At 39.7% G+C, this 19,412-nt stretch carries 12 protein-coding genes; all 12 read left to right on the top strand.

Translation table 11 applies throughout. From position 1 onward, the window contains the following. Window positions 1-305 precede the first annotated feature (305 nt). Window positions 306-3,275 carry a SusC/RagA family TonB-linked outer membrane protein gene (locus KFO40_RS23615; RefSeq protein WP_211146858.1) on the top strand — a complete coding sequence of 990 codons (2,970 nt, stop codon included), beginning with the start codon at window positions 306-308 and terminating at the stop codon, window positions 3,273-3,275. 20 nt (window positions 3,276-3,295) lie between these two features. Continuing rightward, a complete protein-coding gene (locus KFO40_RS23610) occupies window positions 3,296-4,879 on the top strand; it encodes a RagB/SusD family nutrient uptake outer membrane protein (RefSeq protein ID WP_225450465.1) in 1,584 nt (527 codons plus the stop codon). Window positions 4,880-4,916: 37 nt separating this feature from the next. Beyond that, entirely contained in the window at window positions 4,917-5,810 is an 894-nt protein-coding gene (locus KFO40_RS23605) for a Calx-beta domain-containing protein (protein ID WP_008775753.1), read from the top strand. Window positions 5,811-5,844: 34 nt separating this feature from the next. After that, a complete protein-coding gene (locus KFO40_RS23600) occupies window positions 5,845-6,333 on the top strand; it encodes a peroxiredoxin family protein (RefSeq protein WP_055235047.1) in 489 nt (162 codons plus the stop codon). 33 nt (window positions 6,334-6,366) lie between these two features. After that, window positions 6,367-7,971, top strand: coding sequence for a DUF6029 family protein (locus tag KFO40_RS23595; protein WP_008640463.1), 1,605 nt, complete (start codon window positions 6,367-6,369; stop codon window positions 7,969-7,971). A 35-nt stretch (window positions 7,972-8,006) separates the two neighbouring features. Next, window positions 8,007-9,104, top strand: a complete 1,098-nt coding sequence (locus KFO40_RS23590; RefSeq protein ID WP_118220073.1) for an Omp28-related outer membrane protein — start codon at window positions 8,007-8,009, stop codon at window positions 9,102-9,104. 5 nt (window positions 9,105-9,109) lie between these two features. After that, entirely contained in the window at window positions 9,110-10,228 is a 1,119-nt protein-coding gene (locus KFO40_RS23585) for an Omp28-related outer membrane protein (protein WP_118220074.1), read from the top strand. Between the two features lie 9 nt (window positions 10,229-10,237). Then, window positions 10,238-11,302, top strand: coding sequence for an Omp28-related outer membrane protein (locus KFO40_RS23580; RefSeq protein ID WP_149939236.1), 1,065 nt, complete (start codon window positions 10,238-10,240; stop codon window positions 11,300-11,302). A 21-nt stretch (window positions 11,303-11,323) separates the two neighbouring features. Then, a complete protein-coding gene (locus KFO40_RS23575; RefSeq protein ID WP_211146857.1) occupies window positions 11,324-13,540 on the top strand; it encodes a hypothetical protein in 2,217 nt (738 codons plus the stop codon). Between the two features lie 76 nt (window positions 13,541-13,616). Continuing rightward, entirely contained in the window at window positions 13,617-16,160 is a 2,544-nt protein-coding gene (locus KFO40_RS23570; RefSeq protein WP_373149857.1) for a PL29 family lyase N-terminal domain-containing protein, read from the top strand. Window positions 16,161-16,195: 35 nt separating this feature from the next. Beyond that, on the top strand, window positions 16,196-18,040 hold the full coding sequence (locus tag KFO40_RS23565; protein WP_049702884.1) for a S41 family peptidase: 1,845 nt from the start codon (window positions 16,196-16,198) through the stop codon (window positions 18,038-18,040). A gap of 129 nt (window positions 18,041-18,169) precedes the next feature. Further along, the coding region (locus KFO40_RS23560; RefSeq protein WP_317194804.1) for a SpvB/TcaC N-terminal domain-containing protein at window positions 18,170-19,412 on the top strand (1,243 nt) is incomplete at its 3' end.

Here is a 19,412-nt window from a genome sequence, read left to right as displayed (position 1 = left end):
AAAATACAAATTATATCTCTTTTTCGGATTGTATTTATTAACAGTTCCGGTTTGGTATTATATAATGGAACAAAAGTATATATTCTTTTTGCAAAAAACAACGAAAAGACATATTTTTTTTATGGAATAGTCATCTAAATTGATTGAAAAAGTAAAATCAAGCAACATTTCTTTCCAGAATTACATATTTGATGTAAAAACACTACAAAAACAATGGATTATAATTAAGTTCTGATAGAACTTATCTAAGTGTAAAAAGTGAGTTTAAATGTTTTAGGGCTATTTAATAATTTAAAAAGAGATTTATGAAGAAAAAATTAGCGCTGCTATTTGGATACCTTTTTATAGGTATCGGGCTGATAACAGCTCAAACGCAGAAAGTCACGGGGACAGTGATTTCCGATGATGACAAACAACCTGTTGTAGGGGCTTCAATTGTTGTAAAAGGCACTAACTTAGGTACAATAACAGACATAGACGGGCATTTCACATTATTGAATGTGCCAAATTCAGCAAAAATATTACAAATCTCTTATATCGGTATGAAAACGGAGTCGGTTTCTGTTCAACCGACTGTTAGAGTTATCTTAAAGTCTGATACACAACTGATGGATGAAGTTGTTGTGGTAGGTTACGGATCAGCAAAGAAACTAGGGTCAGTAGTCGGTTCGGTAACAACGGTTAATAATAGCAAGATAGCTAATAGACCGGTTGCTAATGCCGGAGATGCATTACAAGGACAAGTTGCCGGTTTACAAGTATTTACTCCCAGTGGAGAACCAAGTGGAAGTGTTGTAATGCGATTGCGTGGAGTCAGCTCGATCAATTCAAATACAGAACCTCTCTTTATTCTCGACGGTTCACCTATATCATCCGGAGCATTTACAGCATTAAATCCGAACGACATCGAAAGCATGACCGTATTGAAAGATGCTTCCTCAACAGCTATATATGGTTCCCGTGCTGCTAACGGGGTAGTAATAATGACTAGCAAGAAAGGAAAAATGGGACAGAAAGCCCGTGTTAGTATCAATGCGCAATATGGCTGGTCGAGAATGACTGGGGATAACATAGAGATGATGAATACCGAACAATGGCTTAACCTGCAGGAAATGCTGGACCCGGGAAAAGCATACGATACTACATTTCAAAAACGGAAAAAGTTCTATATAGATAATGGTATATCTACAGATTGGGCGGATGTCTTCTTCGGAGATGCAGCTCCTACACAACAATATGATGTAAATGTGGTCGGTGGTTCCGAAGGTATCAACTATTATATTTCATTTGGACATTATGATACAGAGGGGATTATGGATGATTCCTCATTGCGCCGTGAGACTTTGCGCAGTAATGTGGAAGTAAAGGTGACCGACTGGCTGAAAGCCGGGATTAACGTGAACCTTTCCTATCAGAAATATAACACGACAACTTTCGGAACGGAAGCTAATAGCGTTTATAATAAAGCGTATGCTGCCCGTATTTATCGTCCTGACCAAACAATAAACGAGATATTGACAGACGAAGAAGGCAACTTTACAGGCTATGGAAAACGATTGGACTATTTTGACGATATGGGATATTATAATCCGTATTACTTGGCAGAACTTCAACCGAATGACCGGAGTACGGTACGTATCAATGGCAATACCTTCTTTAATATAAACCCAATAAAAGGATTGAATATACGTACCTCGCAGGCAGTAGATGCCTTTGATTATCGTAACTCCCATAAAGCCTATCCGGAAGGCCCTTTTGAAGGGGCAGGGGTGGCGTCCGAGTCTTTCGAACGTTATTATTCATTTACTTTCACCAATACAGCGGAATATAAGTTCAGTCTGTCAGACAAGCATCTTTTTACCGTGTTGGCCGGTCAGGAGTCCATTATCACAAAGAATGAGAATTTCTCGGCAACTTCTAAAAAAATGGTAGACTCACGAATGATGCTGATGGCAGCTGGAGCAGAGTCAGAAGTGCCGATACATTCGATGTATGACAAGGTTTTCAATTCTTATTTCGGCACAATCAGTTATAGTTTCGCTGATCGCTATTATGTCGATTTGGCAGCACGGCGGGACGGTTCTTCTCTGTTTGCCAAAAACAACCAGTGGGCAAACTTTTATTCTTTGGGAGCTATGTGGGATATGAGAAAAGAGAATTTCCTGCAGAACGTTTCATGGTTGAACAGTTTACAGTTGAAAGTGAGCTATGGAACAACTGGCAATTCCGGTATCAGCGCCTATAATGCGTTGGCATTGGTTGGTTCCGGTTTGCTGTATAACGGACAACCGGGTATTGCTCCTTCTACCGTCGGAAATGATAACCTGACATGGGAAAGCATGAAAACACTGAATGTAGGCATCAGTACAAGAGTGTTTGACCGCTTTTCTATAGAACTGGAATTTTATAACCGTCAGACGGACGATATGTTGATGGGTTATCCATTGTCATACACTACCGGACACGGAAGCAGTGTGGAAAATGTAGCAAGTATGCGTAATCGAGGTTTCGATATTACTCTGGGAGTGGATATTCTGAAAACGAGAGATTTCTCATGGAGTGTCTCCGGAAACCTGAATTATAATAAGAATGAAATAACTAAACTGTTTAACGGATTGGATGAATATACCTTGCCCGATACTGGTTTAAAAATGAAGGTCGGCAAACCTTGGGGAGAATATTACTATGTGAAATGGGCAGGAGTCGATCCGCGTGACGGATATAATATGTGGTACGACAAAAATGGAAATCTGACGAAGAGTTACTCCGAAGAAGATGCAGTTTTTGTCGGCAAACAACGCTATGCACCATGGTCCGGTGGCTTTGGCACCCAGTTCGGATGGAAAGGGATTTCTGTTAGTGCCGACTTCTCTTTTATGCTAGGCCAGTATATGTTGAATAATGAGCGCTTTTTTACAGAGAATCCCACTTTTGCAGGTTCGGACAATCAAACTGTAGAAATGCTTACCATGTGGCAGAAGCCGGGAGATATAACCAGAATTGCCACTCCCGACTCCCCGATGCAGTTTGATACGCATTTACTGGAAAATGCTTCATTTATGCGTATGAAAAACCTGACTGTCGGGTACACCCTTCCGGCCAAACTGATTCAGAAAACAGGAGTAATCAGTAACGCCAGAATCTACTTTGTAGGACGTAATTTACTCACAGTGACTAAATATAAAGGATATGACCCGGAAGTAGACAGTAATATCCAATTGGGTAACTATCCCAATACGAAACAATATTCTTTCGGAGTCGAACTAACTTTCTAAAAACATAAAGAATGGTGAATATGAAGAAAATATCTATAATAGCATTGACTATACTGACACTTGGGGTGACTTCTTGTGATATGGATAAAATGCCATACGATGCTGTTCCTACAGAAGAAGCGTTAACGACCATAGTCGGTTTTGAAGAAGCACGTGCCGGTATCTATTCCGTATATTTAGGACTGACAGGAGGAAGCTATGTATTAGCTCCGGAAGTTCAGGCAGATGCCTTTAATGCAGTGGCGGATTTCTCTAATAAATATGGTGAGTTGCACCGTTGGACTTTCGAGAGCACCAACTCTACCGTAGAAACAATCTGGTCGAACTACTATGCCGCTATCGGACGTGTCAACTTCTTTATTGACGGGGTAGGTAAGATCGATGAGAATCCGGAAATCGAATTGACTGAAACCCAGAGACAACAGATTAATGTGTATGAGGGGGAAGCGTATTTTACAAGAGCATACTGCTACTTTTATCTAGCTACTTTATTTTGCCGCGATTACGATGTAGCTACCGCAGCAAGTACTCCGGGACTGCCGCTTCAGGTAAAATATGAGCCTAAACTTTCTGCTACCCAATATCCGGGACGATCTTCATTGGAAGATACTTACAAACAGATATTGGAGGACCTCGAAGAAGCCGAAGAACGTATAGAGACTGCAAAAAATGGCATTGCTGATTATGACAGGTATATTAATGGTGCATACGTGACAGTCAACACGGCTCCCAAGAATTGTGGGAATTATATCACGGTAGATGTAGTGACTGCCTTGAAAGCGCGTGTTGCCCTGCAAATGGACGACTATGAAAATGCAGCCAAATATGCAGGTGACCTGGTTAATTCGAACAGATATCCATTATCGAACACAGCAACAGATTTTGAAAGCGTATGGAAGAATGACAAGGGAACGGAAACCATCTGGCAGATTGCCATGACTAGTGCCGACGATGCCGGTGTACCTCTGGGGACTATTTTCATTGGTTATCCGACTACAAAGAAGGATTATATTCCTACACAAACACTGATTGACTTATACAATGAAAAAGATATCCGGCTAAAGACTTATTTCGGAAAATATCACTTAACCGTATCGTCAGGTAATGCGGCAGACATCTATTTCTTTAATAAATATCCGGGCAATGAATATTACAATGCATTAGGAAGCGAAACACGCTATTTGAATCAGCCGAAACCATTCCGAATTGCTGAAATGTATCTGATTGCCACTGAAGCTAATGCAAAGATTGGAACGGCAGCTGCAGTGAAAAAGGGTAATGACGCTTTGAATGCATTAAAAAAAGCGCGAATCGAGGGATGGACTGATGCAACCTACGATCAGGAAGCTTTATTAAATGAAATCATGAACGAACGGGAACGTGAGCTTGTAGGTGAGGGATACCGGTTGATGGACCTGAAGCGTTGGGGGAAAGGTGTGAAGCGTGGAAAACCGCAAAGCAAAGGACTGGTGCTTTTCCCGGGACAAGCAAGTACTGACGGACTGGATAAACTTATGGATGACCAGCGGATGCTTTGGCCTATTCCTAAAACAGAAATGGATGCCAACCCTCAATTGGCAGGTCAGCAAAATCCGGGATATTAATCAATGAATAACGTAAATTATCAAACACTTGAGTAAAATGAACTATCTGAAAATATACACCCTTCTTCTATGTGCCGTTCTGATCGCCGCCTGTTCGGACGATGAGGAACAGTTTAATTCCGGAGCGGCTACGGTAAACTTGCAGGAAACTGCAATGACGGTGAAAGAATCTGCCGGTTTGTGTACTGTGCCTGTTGTTGTGACGGGCGAACATACCGGAACTATCCGTGTGACGTTCGAATTAAAAGATCATAATGCCAAAGAGGATGAAAACTATATTGTCACAACCAAAACGTTACTTATTCCTGCCGGGCAGGAAACAATGAATTTTGAGTTTAAGACCGTTGATGACAAGCTTGTTAATGACGACCGTTCTTTTGATGTTGAAATTGCTGATGTGAAAGGGGCGTCTATTGGTGAGAACAAGCGACTGACAGTGACTATCAAAGACAATGATTCAAGCTTTTATGAAACGCTTTCAGGAACTTGGATATTTACCGGAACGGCTTCTGCCACCAATGTTTCCAATGTGCCAGTGGGATTCTCCGTTAGAATAAATACAGCGGAAGAAGGCACGGAGGCATACGAACACTATCTGGTCTGTTCGAATAAGAATGGATTTGATCCGGATAATGATATTGAATGGGAATTTAGTTGGCGGTTGTATTATGAATATGATTCGGAGGCGCAGAAAACCTACCTGTCCATTGTGCCGGGTGAAGATGTCGCTTCTTATGGCCCGTATACTATTCGTTTCAGGAGACTGGCTTTGGACGGAAGTACTTCTGACGTATATCGCGGAGAATATGATGTTGAAACTAAAACTGTCACTTTCGAGAATGCCAATTTGATAGGCGATATGTATAAGGACGGCTTGATACAAATACAGAAATTCAGGCTATTTGGCTGTAAGATGGAACACATCAGATAAAACAAGATTATTAACATAACAAATAAAAGAACTTATGAGAGCATTAATTGTCTGCATTACGCTGTTGTTCGCTTTTCTAACTTGTACCATGGCACAAATACCATCAGTCAAGGTTGAAAATACGAAAGGAGCACAGGTAAATACCTCCTCCCTGGTTAATCACAAAACACCTATGATTATTTCTTTTTGGGCAACAACCTGTAAACCATGTATTCGTGAATTGGACGCTATAAATGAACAATTGCCCGATTGGTTGGAAGAAGCCAATTTCCGTGTAGTAGCTGTTTCGACAGATGACAGCCGTTCTACTGCTAAAGCGCGTGCATTGGCAGAGGGACATGGATGGGATGATTTTATCATGTTGTACGATAAAAATCAGGAATTCATGCGAGCTATGAATGTAAGCCTGACTCCACAGGTATATGTAGTGGATGCCGATGGGAAGATTGTCTATTCACACACCGGGTACGCGCCGGGAAGTGAGCTGGAACTACTGAAAGCGATAAAAAAACTACAGAAATAGAAACTGTTATTATTCATAGATAAACGCAATGACATGACTAGAATAAGAATTCAGGTGTTGGCTTTAGTAGCGTTATCGTCTACTCTAACCTATGCGCAGCAAGATAACAAAAAAGGTTATCTGACAGGGAGCTTTGAAACGAATACGATTTACTACAAGGATGATAGTAAGACAAAAGCAGAATCTCCGGAAGATCATTTCGGTTCGAACAATTATCTGAAACTGGATTACTATCAAGGTAAGTTTGCCGTAGGTGTACAGTTGGAAGCCTATGAACCGGTACTGGTGGGATACCCGACAGAATTGGAGAAAGCAAAACTAACCAACTATTACGTATCTTGGGCCGACAAGGATTTTTCCGTAACAGCGGGTACATTTTATGAGCAGTTTGGGAGTGGACTGCTATTCCGTAGTTGGGAGGACCGTATGCTTGGTTTGAATAATGCGGTGATGGGAGCACGTTTTACCTACAATTACAAGAATATTGTAAGGTTGAAGGCCATTTGGGGAACTCCACGTTTTGGAATGGACTTTTCCGACACACAAGTACGTGGCGTAGATGTAAGCTTCTCCTTATCTGAAATGCTTAGTTGGCAAAATACATCCTTGAGTATCGAAGGAGGGGCATTGAACCGGTATGAGAAAATCAATATCGACCTCGAAGAAGAAGGGGGAAAACCTTATTCGAATGGCTTCTCGGGACGGGTAAATTTTGAACGCTCCGGATTTACAGCGAAAGGTGAATATGTGGACGGTGGCAATAAATATTATAATTTCATCCATGATGACAAACTTTATGCGAGGAAACGTGCCAATGCGCAATTGCTGGAGCTGGGATATAGCGGCAATGGGTTGGGGGTAAATCTGACCGGGCGCCGTTTGGAATGGATGAATAGTGAGATTATTGCCGGTAATGGTTCGACTTCGAATCTGTTGAATTATGTCCCGGCTATGAGTACGCAATATACCTATATGTTGACCAACTTGCATCCTCATACTCCACAAATAGGAGATGTGACAAATGCAGTTAGCGGTGAGATGGGCGGACAATTGGATGTCTTTTATCATTTCAAAAGAGGAACGGTCATTGGAGGTAAACGCGGTTTGAAATTACATGCTAACTTTTCTACCTATTATGCTTTAGAAAAAGAAGGAACAGCCCAGATAGGTAACTTGGCATTTCGTGACTTTAGTGTTGATGTGGAAAAGCAATGGACAAAGTCATTCAAAATGAACTTGCTTTATTCTATGCAAGAATATAGCCCTTCGTACGGAGCGAATAAAACGACTAATCTGTCGAATATTTTTGTAGCAGATTTACAATATAAGTTCACGCCTTCTTTTTCAACTCGCATGGAGTTGCAATACCTAACTACAAAAGAAGATCAGAAGGACTGGATGGCAGCTCTGTTGGAGATAAATTTTGCTCCGGCATGGAGCATTTACGGAAGTGATATGTATAATCACGGCAAGGATAAAATCCATTATTACAATGTGGGAGCCAGTTATGCCAAGTCACGTACGCGTATAGCCTTGAGTTATGGTCGTAACAAGGAAGGGTACGTCTGCTCTGGTGGAGTTTGCCGGACGATTCCTAAATATACAGGTGCTAACCTGACTATAACTACTTCATTTTGAGTTCATCGAAACATTTATTAATTAGAATATAGAATATGAGAAAATTTACAATGTTTTTTATGTCAAGTCTGATATGCTTGTGCGGATGTTTTACAGCGTGCAGCGGTAATTCTGACGACAATGGTGAAGAGCCGGATAACGGCGAAGTGACAGGACCTATTACTTTGACTGTGGATAAAGCCAAGATTGAAGCCAATGGAACAGATGTGGCGACTTTTACGGTGACTGATGCCAATGGAAAAGTACTGACGACTTCCGAATATATGAAGAATGTATATTTTGAAGATGTAACTACCGGTGATTATTTGGAGAGACGGACCAATACGTTCTCGGCAGTAGAGAACGGGACACATAAGTTTAAGGCATATTACCTGGACTGGGAGTCGGATGAAGTTTCCGTAACCGCACAGAATCGTAAGAATTATGAACTTTTCTATCGTAAAGTAGGTGTCTTCAAAATGACGGGAACTTGGTGTACTTATTGTCCGGCCATGACTTCGGCATTAAAGAAAGTGGAAGAACTGATGCCGGGACGTATGGTAAAAATGGCTTTTCATTCTTCCAGCAGTTCCGCCACTGACCCGTTCCATTTGTCACAGACAAGCACAATCATGGGCCGTTTTGGAGCGTCCGGTTTTCCTACCTGTATCTATGATTTGAAAGTCATGTCGATAGACAGGAACGTGAGTGCTATCAAACAGACTTTACAAAGTCAAATCCGACAATATCCGGCAACCTGTGGAATTAAGGTAAATACATCTTATAATTCTTCTATGGGTGAGATTACGGTGGATGCCGCACTGAAGTCGAGCTTGGGAGGAGAATATGACCTTGTTTATGTCTTGGTGACTGATGGCTTAACAGCATCCGGAGGAAATGAGACCTCGTACGATTATACAGTAAGAGCTATTTCCAACAATTACCTGTCGATGTCAACCGACGGACGGTTTACTGTGAGTGCAAACGAGGAGCACACTGCCGCAACTTTCAGCATTTCTAATGCAAAGAACCTGAATCCTGCCACATCGCGTGTAGTGGTTTATGCATTGCGTAAAGTGGATGACGCGTATATGGTGGATAATATAACCGAATGTTCTATCAATGGTAGCATAGACTATCTCTATAATGATTGAGGCTTATGAAAAAAATATACTCGACAATTCTACCAATTGTAATGATCCTTTGTTTAGCAATGCTGTCATCCTGTTCCGGCAATTCGGACGAAACGGAGAATGGAGGGACGGATGACGGCATTTTGCGTATTACAGCTGATAAGACGGCTATACAGGCAGATGGAGTAGAAAAAGTGACCTTCACGGTCAAACTGGGTACAAAAGATGTAAGTGAAGAAAGCACAATGAACCTGATTTTGGTAAAGGAATCGGGAGAGGAAAACCTGGATTATGGTGTTCGTGCTTTCAGCACTTCAGTGCCGGGTACGTATGTCTTTAAAGCCCGCTATTATGAAGGAAAAGCAATGGTCAGTGAAAATGAAGTGACCGTTCAGGTTGCTCCCGTATCAGGAGGAACCAGCTATTATCATAAATTACTGGGGATGCAGTTTACTTCTATCGGGTGCCAGGCCTGTCCGGCGCTTAGCACTACATTGAAAGCAATTCAGACTGAACAACCGGGGCGATTGGCTATCGCTTCTTTCCACATGGATTTCGGAGGAATGACGGATCCCATGAGTACAGCAGCTACCAATAATTACCGGACTAATATTCTCGGTAATTTCTCGGGACTGCCTCGTTTCTTTTACAATCTGCGTAAGGGTACTAAAGAAATGATCAGTATCAAGAGCCAGATTGAAGAAGAGCTTCAGAAAGAATTAAGTAACTATCCGGCTTCTTGTGGGGTAGCTGTTGAGTCTGTGTATAATGCTTATGACCGTACAGTGAAGATTACTGGCAAATTAACTTCCAACGTAACAAACACTTATCGTTGTTTGATTTATCTGGTAGAGGATGGAATCAAATACTTTCAAACGAATGGCGCGAATGATTATACGCATAATAATGTGGTACGTGCAGTGGTGTCCACATCGTTGAACGGCGACCGTTTTAATGGGGAAGTAAATGCGGGAGTGGAATCTACCATGAAACGATCTTATCAATTGGAACCAGGATGGAATGTGGATAATATGCGTGTGATAGTGTCGATGCTGACAACTTTGGATGGAGGAAAGACTTATACGTGTAACAATGTAAATGAGTGTAAACTTGGAGAATCAGCAGATTACTTGTATAACGAATAAAGAAGAGTTATGTGTATAAATGTCTATAAAATAATATTGCTGGTCTGTATGTGCTGTGTGGGAATATGCTGGATTTCCTGTTCAGGCAATTCCGATGATTCGGAGCAGACGGAAGTGATTTTGAGCGTCGATAAAAATACGTTGACTGCGGACGGAAAGGATATTATAACCTTTACGGTAATGCATGCGGGAATAGATGTAACTGCTGATGCAATCATCCGTTCCGTGATGGACGGACAAACTTTGGATGGAAATACCTTTTCTACTTCTAAAGCCGGAACCTACGCTTTTGAAGCATCTTATGGCAAATATGTATCCAAATTGATAACAGTAGTTGCAAAAAGTACATCAGGTACAGTATCCAATTTTGTGAGACGCATCTGCGCAATGGAGTTCACCGGAACATGGTGTGCCATGTGTCCGGCAGGAATGACCCGCCTGAATTATCTGATAAGTTCGAGTTACGAGGGAATTGTTTATCTGATGTCATTTCATGTTGATGGGACAAGTGCCGATCCAATGACAATTGAACAGTCATCGATTCTTTCCAGAAAGTTTGCTATCTCCGGTTATCCTTCATGCGTGGTTGATATGCGTGGGACAATGGGGCTATCTGAAAACTATAGTGTCATGCGGGCTATATTTAATGAGTCTTTGGAAAAATACCCCGCTCATTGCGGAGTAGCTATCAGCTCTGTTTATAATGAGGTTGATTCCGAAGCTAAAGTTACTGTGAAAGTGACTTCGGAGAAAACGGCTGATTACCGCCTGGTATTGTATGTTGTTGAAAATGGATTGAAGTATCAGCAAAATGACGGAGGCAACTATCGGGACTATACACATAATCATGTAGTCCGCAAATTACTTTCTGCTTCTGTAGAAGGTGACAAACTGGGACAAATTGCAGAAGATAAGGAAGAAGTTAAGGAGTATACTGTGGCATTAGACGATACATGGAAAGCAGAGAATCTTTCTTTTTATGCATTAGTAATGGATGAAAACGGCTATGTAAACAATTTGGCTGTTTGCGAAGCAATAAACGGCAATGCCGATTATGAATATGTAAATGATTAATCACATTTATCACTTAGAATTATGAAGAAGAAATTAATTAGCTTATTATTTTTATTAGGGCTGGTGTTAGTTATAAGCCCTATGGTGCTATCGTGTTCGGATAAGGATGAACCTGCTGTGGAACCTGACGTGCCGGTGACCCCGGATGTACCACTTCCTCCTGTACCAACTCCAATCAGATGGGTAGAAAACGAAGTGGATGGTGGTGAACGTGGGGTAGGCATCAAAGTGACTAGCAAAACTACCAACAACTTTGTGTTTGAATGTACCCCGGGAGATAAGGTGCAATCTTATCGTTTGGATGTTTATCCTTTATGTCGTATGTATAACTACTTATTTGAAAGTGGCGGTTCAGGTGCAAGTGAAGAAGAAATCGAAGATTTGATTCTGAAAGCTCTCTATAATTCGGAGGGTGCCGGTGCTTATACTTTCAACAGGAAAACATTAGGAGATAGTTACCCGAATACAGAGTTTGACTGGACAAATTCCAAATATGCTCAATCGGAGATTGTGCCGGGAGCAGAATATTTGATTATAACGGTAGGGTGTAATGATGAAGGCGGACAAAATCCGGCTGATATGAAAATCTGTTATTTGAAAACTCCTTCAGGAGATGTAGCAGGCCATCCTCGTGTTGAAATTGATGTTAAAGCAAGTTATCAGGCAGCTGCCATTCAATATGTCCCCAATGAGGATTGCAAGTATTTCTATCAGTTCTGTGCGGATTCCGAACCTATCGATGCGTTTATTGAAGCTTATGGACAGAATATGTATATCGATTTTATGAGACACTGGACACAGACATCAGAAGATGCACAGGTACCTGAAGAAGAATTATTATATATAGTTGATTTTGGGTATAATGCCGATTCGGAAAGAAAATTTACAGCTACTACTATCGGACTGGATGAGAATAAGAATAAAGGAGATTATGTACGACAGGATTTCCAATTGAAAGAAATTCCTGATGGTGCCAAAGAAGCGAAATGCGATCTGAAGATCACAAAGACGGGGGCCTCTATTGTTAACATGGATGTAAAAATGGAGAAAACTTGTTATGCCATGTTTTATCGTATATTCAGTGCTGCTGACTGGGCACCTTATGAAAATGCCGATGAAGCAACAATGACGGCACTTGCACAAGCTTTAGATCAAGAAGGATGGGGGATTAAGAATATAAATTTCAGTCAGGAAGGCTCGTATGCAACTACAGATTACCAACATGCTCTTGATCCGAATGGTTCTCATGTTGTTGCTTATGTGGGGCGTAATGGATATGGACAATTATCAGAAGTGAAGACGGAAACTTTTTCTACCAAAGCACGAGTAATGGATAATCCGGGAGCATCTAAAGCTACGATAGATATTACCATTTCCGATCCGGGACGGACAAGCCTGAAATTAACCTATACTTATAATCAGGAAGCGGCAGTATATTATCACCAATACATTATGACACCGGATTTACTTGAAGAAGGTAATAAGGCTGAACTGATTAAATATCTGATGTCAGAAAATTCAAATATATGGGCTGCGAATGCGAATGGAGGAGTAGAAAATTTTAAATGGACCGGTTTGGATCCAGGAACGGAATATACATTCGCTTATATGGCAGAAGACTGGGATGGCGTATTGACAGATGTGAAGATTGTGAAAGCGACGACTGAAGCTATTATAGCAGGTCCGAATCCAACGATGCAACTGAATGCCTACATGAGTGATTTGGGCAACTTTACAGTTCAGTATTCTATTGTGAAGGATGTTGCCAAACTATATTATACCATTACAGAAGATAACTATTCCGCAAGTGGTGATTATACTTATCAGGAATGTATGGATGTATGGAAAGAGCGTTGTCTGGATTATGGTTTATCAGGTGTCAACTCAACTACTCAATCGTATGATAAGACAAGTGAAGCCAAACGACTGGTTGCTTTATGTGTGCCTATTGGTGCCGATGCTGATGGAAATGAAGTAATTGGCGACCTTTATACAGTATTCTATGATAAAGAAAAAGGTATTATTACTGATCCTTCCGTATTATTCCCCGATGCTCCGAAATTGAAAAAAGGAATAAAGGGAATAGCGAAACCTCAAGTAGTGAAGAAAGATAACCGGGTTCCTGCAAAATTGATTGTTAATGAACAAGTGAAAGTGAATACTCCGGGAGTCATGAGAAGTGAAAGTGTTATTTATCTTGATTTGAAGAAATTAGGTAAACATCCTCACTCCAAATAAACATCGGCAAAACTAATTTACCGCACGATAGTGTGTAAATCTATCGTGCGGTTTTTCTCTAATCATTAAACTTTTTATGGGTATGAGAAGAAATCAATTTTTAGGTGGCATAGGAAAATGTATGTGTTTCCTGGCTGTATGTGTTATGACATTTTCGTCATGTTATAATGACGATGATTTGAAGAATTCGATTTCCGGTTTGGAAGATCGCATGGATAAGTTAGAAGCTTCTTTGCAAAGTGTACAAACTGATATTTCCACATTGAAGACGCTGACTGATGCTTTATCTCAAAATAAATCAATTGCTTCTGTGTTGGAGAATGAAGACGGAAGTTATACAATTAAGTTTTCAGATAAGACGGAAGTAACTATTCGTAATGGTGAAAACGGAGAAGATGCTCCGCAAATAACTGTGATAAAAAACGAAGAAGATGGCGTTTATTATTGGGGAATAACCAGTACAGACGGCAAGAAGACATTCCTGAAAGATGGAGAAGGGAATATGATGCCCGTGACGGCTGCTGCTCCTAAAATTCGCATTAATACGAATACAAAAGAGTGGGAGATTTCGACAGACGGTGGAAAGACTTGGGAACCTACGGGTGTGTATGCATCCGGCGAAGGGACGGGGGATACCTCTCTTTTCAGTGGAGTAAGTCAGGATGATGATTATGCATATTTCACTCTGAAAGATGGCACAATATTAAAGTTGTCGAAATCTAAGGAATTGAAATGTGAAATATTATCGGGAAAACAATATTTTGCAAACGGTGAGGAGAAACTGATTTCGGTTGAAATGAGTGGTATTTCTAAGTATACCGTAACAAAGCCTGACGGTTGGAAAGCTTCATTGACAGGAAAGGGATTGACTATTATTGCTCCTGTTGCAGAGAATCAGTATGCAGAAACGGGGGGCAAAGTGGCAATAATGGCTGTTGCGTCTAATGGGCAAAGCATAATCTCGGAGATTCCGGTGATAATAGGTGAGGCTCCTGTTACTATATCTGTTGAAGGTCAAACGATTTCTACTACTTTGACGAATGGTGTAGAAATGTATTATTTGGGAGTGCTGGAAATTAATGAATATAGTGCAGAGGCCGTAGCTGAATTAGTGAACGGATATGCTGCCCGTATGTACATGAAGACAGCAGCTCTTGATAAAGTTCCATTGGCAGAACTGATAGGTAAGGATCCTGAAGCCGGAAAGACATATATGATTTGGGCAGTACCTCCATCTGAAGCTGGTAGTGAATATTTGCCTGATGACGTGATTGCCAGCGTGATTAAGACTGCTGCAACAGTAGAACTGAAGGTTTCGGATATAACGTTTGAAGGTGCAACGGTTTTTGCAATCAGAAAGGGTTGCGACGTTTATTATACAGGGATTTTAGATAAGCCGAATTATTCACCTGAAAGAGTGATTGAAGATCTGGCTTATGGGGGAGGAACCAAACAATATTCGGATTATAACGGACCGTTGGAAGGTAAGGTGTTAGATTTTCTTCCAAAGGTAATACCTGGAACAACGTATGTACTTTGGGCTATTCCTTATAAAGAAGAAAAAGGGTATAAAACAGAAGAACTGGTAGCTGTGGAGATTCCTGTGCCTGCGTTGACGTATGATGGGACAGCGACGATAAATATTAATAGTGTTGTTACTACGGTTTCAAGTGTAAGTGCGACTATTACTCCCGGAACTGACTGTTATAAGTTCTATTATTCTTATATGAAGGAGCAAACTCTGGCAAATTATGGTACCGACAAGGAAGTTATTTCCTATCTTATTAAAAATGGAGATTCTTCCAAAGAGGTAGAAAACTTTGAAAGAGCCTCTTTAGAACCGGGAACAAAAGGCTTTTTTATTGCAGTAGCATTAAATGAGAAAGGGCAGCTCGGGTCATTAGTCAAAGTACAGGCTGATTCCAAAGAAATATCTTATAATTCATCAATTTCGGTAGATGTGTCAATAGAGGCAGGAACTGTGTCTACGACTTTAACGTTGACCCCGACTGGAAATCCGGAAAAGTTCCGTTATGTTCACATGAAATTGAGTGATTTCAAAAGCTATCCGTATTGGGGAAATGAAGAAATGGTAAAACAAGCATTAATTATGAATGATAATGTTAGTGAAATTGTTGCTGCTGAACTGAAAAATCATCAACTGGTGATCGAGGACATAGCATTTAATTCGGAATATGTATTGTTCATGATAGCAGTTGATACTGATGGTAACCCTTCTTCAACCATAACAAAGAAGGAATACACCAGTGCGAAGCCTACTTACGTGCGAAAAGACAGAGACCCGGATTTATGGAATGCCAGTGTGCCGGAAGTGACGATTGACAAGATAGAAAAGGATAAGTTCTATACCGTTTCTTACACTGTGAAACCTAAGGCTGCCTGCAAAGTATTTTATGTATTTGCCGGACCGGCAGATTATCTGACTGGTATGTATGATGAACAAATCAGGTATGTAATGAAAAACGGAGTAAAACAAACAACTACTTATTCAGGAAGTGTTTATGGAACATTACCTACTAATATCAATGTAACCTGGATGGACGAAGAAGGACGTTTTTATGAGGTTTCTAAAACCGTAGTAGAAGCTCCGGCACAATAATCTTTTTAATTTTTCTAATTTAATAATAATGATAGATGAAAAACTTATTTAATAGCTTTTATAGTATAGTATTGCTTGCCTTGTGTCTGATTGCTTTCAGTAATTGTTCGGATAGCGACGACGGGGGAGATGTCGGTGATACTGATAATGGAATCACTGCGATTGGTACTGAAACGGAAAAGACGGCTTCTATTTATGGAGAGACTGTTGAGATTTCGTTTACGGCTTCTGGAAAATGGACTCCTTCTTTGCAATATTCTACAGGAGCAGATTGGGCTGCTATAACTAATACCAGTGGTAACTCTGCTGCCGGTAAAGGGGGATTAAAGGTGAAAATTAATAAAAACGAATCCGGAAAAGAGCGAGTATTGACTGTGGTTGTGCAAGTGGAGGGATATAAAACTCCTGTTACAGTATGTACTATCACACAAGGAGGAGGATCCGGAGCAGCAGAAGATCTAGCTCTTAATGAGTATATGGATAAATATTTGAAGGAACATTATCTCTTTAAAGAAGAATATAATACACTAGATGTAGATTATGCATCGGTTTCTTATGATAATTTTCTGTCAACTTATCTTTTACCAATGAAAACTAATATTGAGGATGGCGGAACTTATCGTGCATTTTCAGTCAATGCAGGCAAGCGTTATATCTATTCTTATATTATGGAAACTGGTTCCAGTAGAACTCGTGCAAATACTCGTGCAACAAGTGTTGTAGGATCGGGACTTGGAACGTTTTTCTCTTCTTACATGCCGGATAAAACAACTATTGGATTAGCCATTGGATATGTATATCTAGAATCTCCTGCTGAAAAAGCCGGATTGAGACGGGGGGATGTAATTGTTGCTGTGAATGGTACGACTTTGAATAAGAGTAATTACCAGCAATATATGAGCACTTTGTTTTATGCAGGTGGAGGTGAAACTTTTAAGATCGGCTACAGGCGTAAAATCTTTGATGAAAACCGGGGCGGCTATGATTTGGTGGATGGAACTACTACATTAACCACTGGTAGTTACAATAATAGTCCTATCTTGAATTCAATGTTTATCAAAGACAAAAAAGAGAATAAATTCAATATCGGTTATTTAGTTTATCTAGGTTTTGATTTGAATTTTGAGGAAGATTTGAAATATGTAATTCAACAGTTCAAGACAGAGGGCATCACAGATTTGATTTTGGATTTACGTTTTAACAATGGAGGTTCTGTTGAATTAGCTCGTTATTTAGCCGCTTCTATCGCTGGTACATCACATCGTTCGGATGTATTTATGAGAATGCAACGTAATTCCGGTGCAGATGAATATATCCGTTTTGGAGATGGTGATGATCTAAATCTTAAATCTGTAAGAATCATCTGTTCGGAAGAAACGGCTTCCGCCAGTGAATTGATAATTAGTGGATTAAGAGGCATAGATTTTCCTGTGAAATTATTTGGTAGCCGCACGGAAGGAAAGAACGTAGGAATGGAAGTGCAAGAATATAAATATGGAAATAAATATTATGAATTTGCTCCAATTACTTTCCGTTCTTTCAATGCAAAAGACTGGGGAGATTATGCTGACGGTATTGACCCGGATGTCATGTTGAATAATCAAAACTCAAGCTATGAAGATGATATTGATAATGTATTCCCTTATGCTTTCGGAGATTGGGACAATTTTGATTTCAATTATCCATTATATTGGGCACTATGCGATGTTCAAGGGGTGGATCCGACTACAGGAGAACCTGTGAAACGTAGTGGAAGAGCTGGTTTGACACGTTCTTCAAAAGATGAAATCATCAGAGTACCATCTGTACCTTTGAAACGCCCTGCGGGAACTTTTGGCTCGCTCATTTACAACAAGCCGGAAGTAGAAAACTTATATTAGTAAGACTAAATCTCTTGTGAAATAAATTTTCTCTTAAGTTAAAGGGGGTGCTTCTCGATAAGGTGTTAGTGAGAGCATCCCCATTTTGCTTTAATACTATAAAATCACATGTAATAATTATGACATATTATGGGATTCTGGAAAATTGCATTAGTAAGTCTATTATTAGGAAACAATTCGGTTTTATCACAGAATAATCGATTGTTTTATGACTATGATAATAATGGAAATCGAATTTCACGGACAAATAATATTGAGAGTAAAGATCATCGAATAATGATTACTGCTTCTGTTGATATTCCATATTTGGAATATGATGTAGCTGTTGATGTAAATAATCATACTCTTGATACACTTTTAGCAGTAGGATCTACTCCTTATTTTTTTGATATAGCAGCAAATGGTGCTTCTAATTTTTCAATTCCTCTCTCATTGCCTGTTGGCAATGGTGGAATAGGACCTAATTTGGAAATTGTATACAATAGTTATAGTGGAGATGGAGTTTTAGGTACAGGAATAAATTTGTCATGTTTATCTTCGATAACTCGTAGTAATGAAGAGTCTAGATTTAATGAATTATATTCTTGGAATAAATATTATTTGGATGGTATACCTCTAATAGCAAAATGGGTGGATGGAAAAACAGTCTATTATAAAGAAAATAATGATTATTCCTTAATAACCAGAGATGACTATAAACGTTACTTTGTATTGACCACTCAAGATGGAATGAAATATTATTATGGTGATTACAAAGGTACCAGAGCATACCAATTATCTAATGCTGACCAAACTACTATTATTTCCTGGTATTTAGCTTGTCAAGAAGATCCTTATGGAAATTATATATTGTATAATTATCAACAAGATATTGAAAATGCAGATATATGGTTGAAGTCAATTGAATATACATTAAATGATTCATGCAATTACACACAAACCAATCGAATTGATTTCTTATATAATCGTGTGAAAGATGTTCCAACTGGTTTTCTGAATGGTTTCAGGGTTAAACGTGATAAGATATTGAAAGAAATTTTTGTTTTTGCAGGAAGTGAACAGGTACGTATCTATAAAATGAAGTATATCAAAGATGAAAAAGATATATATCCAAAACTTAATAACATACAAGAGTTTGGAAAGAATAATGTAGCATATAATCCTATTATAATAGGCTGGGGAAAGCATCAAGGTGAGAAATGTTTGCAAAAATATGCATTTGAACATCGTCCGACAGATGTGATCCAAGGAGACTTTAATGGTGATGGAATAGAAGATTTTCTAACAATAGATAAACAATATATAATGAGACCTCCAGAATATATGGATTCTATAAATATTGTATTAGAGGTCCAAATGCATATTTTTGCAA

The sequence above is a fragment of the Bacteroides sp. 1001302B_160321_D4 genome (genome assembly GCF_015667765.1).
Taxonomy (GTDB): domain Bacteria; phylum Bacteroidota; class Bacteroidia; order Bacteroidales; family Bacteroidaceae; genus Bacteroides; species Bacteroides xylanisolvens.
The sequence above is the reverse complement of the archived record's forward strand: the minus strand, read 5'-3'. Positions and strand labels throughout refer to the sequence as shown.

Excerpts from the sequence above, each read along its gene's own strand:
- KFO40_RS23565 (WP_049702884.1), top strand. The coding sequence starts at position 16,196 with ATGAAAAACTTATTTAATAGCTTTTATAGTATAGTATTGCTTGCCTTG.
- KFO40_RS23585 (WP_118220074.1), top strand. The coding sequence starts at position 9,110 with ATGAAAAAAATATACTCGACAATTCTACCAATTGTAATGATCCTTTGT.
- KFO40_RS23610 (WP_225450465.1), top strand. The coding sequence starts at position 3,296 with ATGAAGAAAATATCTATAATAGCATTGACTATACTGACACTTGGGGTG.
- KFO40_RS23580 (WP_149939236.1), top strand. The coding sequence starts at position 10,238 with ATGTGTATAAATGTCTATAAAATAATATTGCTGGTCTGTATGTGCTGT.
- KFO40_RS23575 (WP_211146857.1), top strand. The coding sequence starts at position 11,324 with ATGAAGAAGAAATTAATTAGCTTATTATTTTTATTAGGGCTGGTGTTA.
- KFO40_RS23590 (WP_118220073.1), top strand. The coding sequence starts at position 8,007 with ATGAGAAAATTTACAATGTTTTTTATGTCAAGTCTGATATGCTTGTGC.
- KFO40_RS23600 (WP_055235047.1), top strand. The coding sequence starts at position 5,845 with ATGAGAGCATTAATTGTCTGCATTACGCTGTTGTTCGCTTTTCTAACT.
- KFO40_RS23615 (WP_211146858.1), top strand. The coding sequence starts at position 306 with ATGAAGAAAAAATTAGCGCTGCTATTTGGATACCTTTTTATAGGTATC.
- KFO40_RS23595 (WP_008640463.1), top strand. The coding sequence starts at position 6,367 with ATGACTAGAATAAGAATTCAGGTGTTGGCTTTAGTAGCGTTATCGTCT.
- KFO40_RS23605 (WP_008775753.1), top strand. The coding sequence starts at position 4,917 with ATGAACTATCTGAAAATATACACCCTTCTTCTATGTGCCGTTCTGATC.
- KFO40_RS23570 (WP_373149857.1), top strand. The coding sequence starts at position 13,617 with ATGGGTATGAGAAGAAATCAATTTTTAGGTGGCATAGGAAAATGTATG.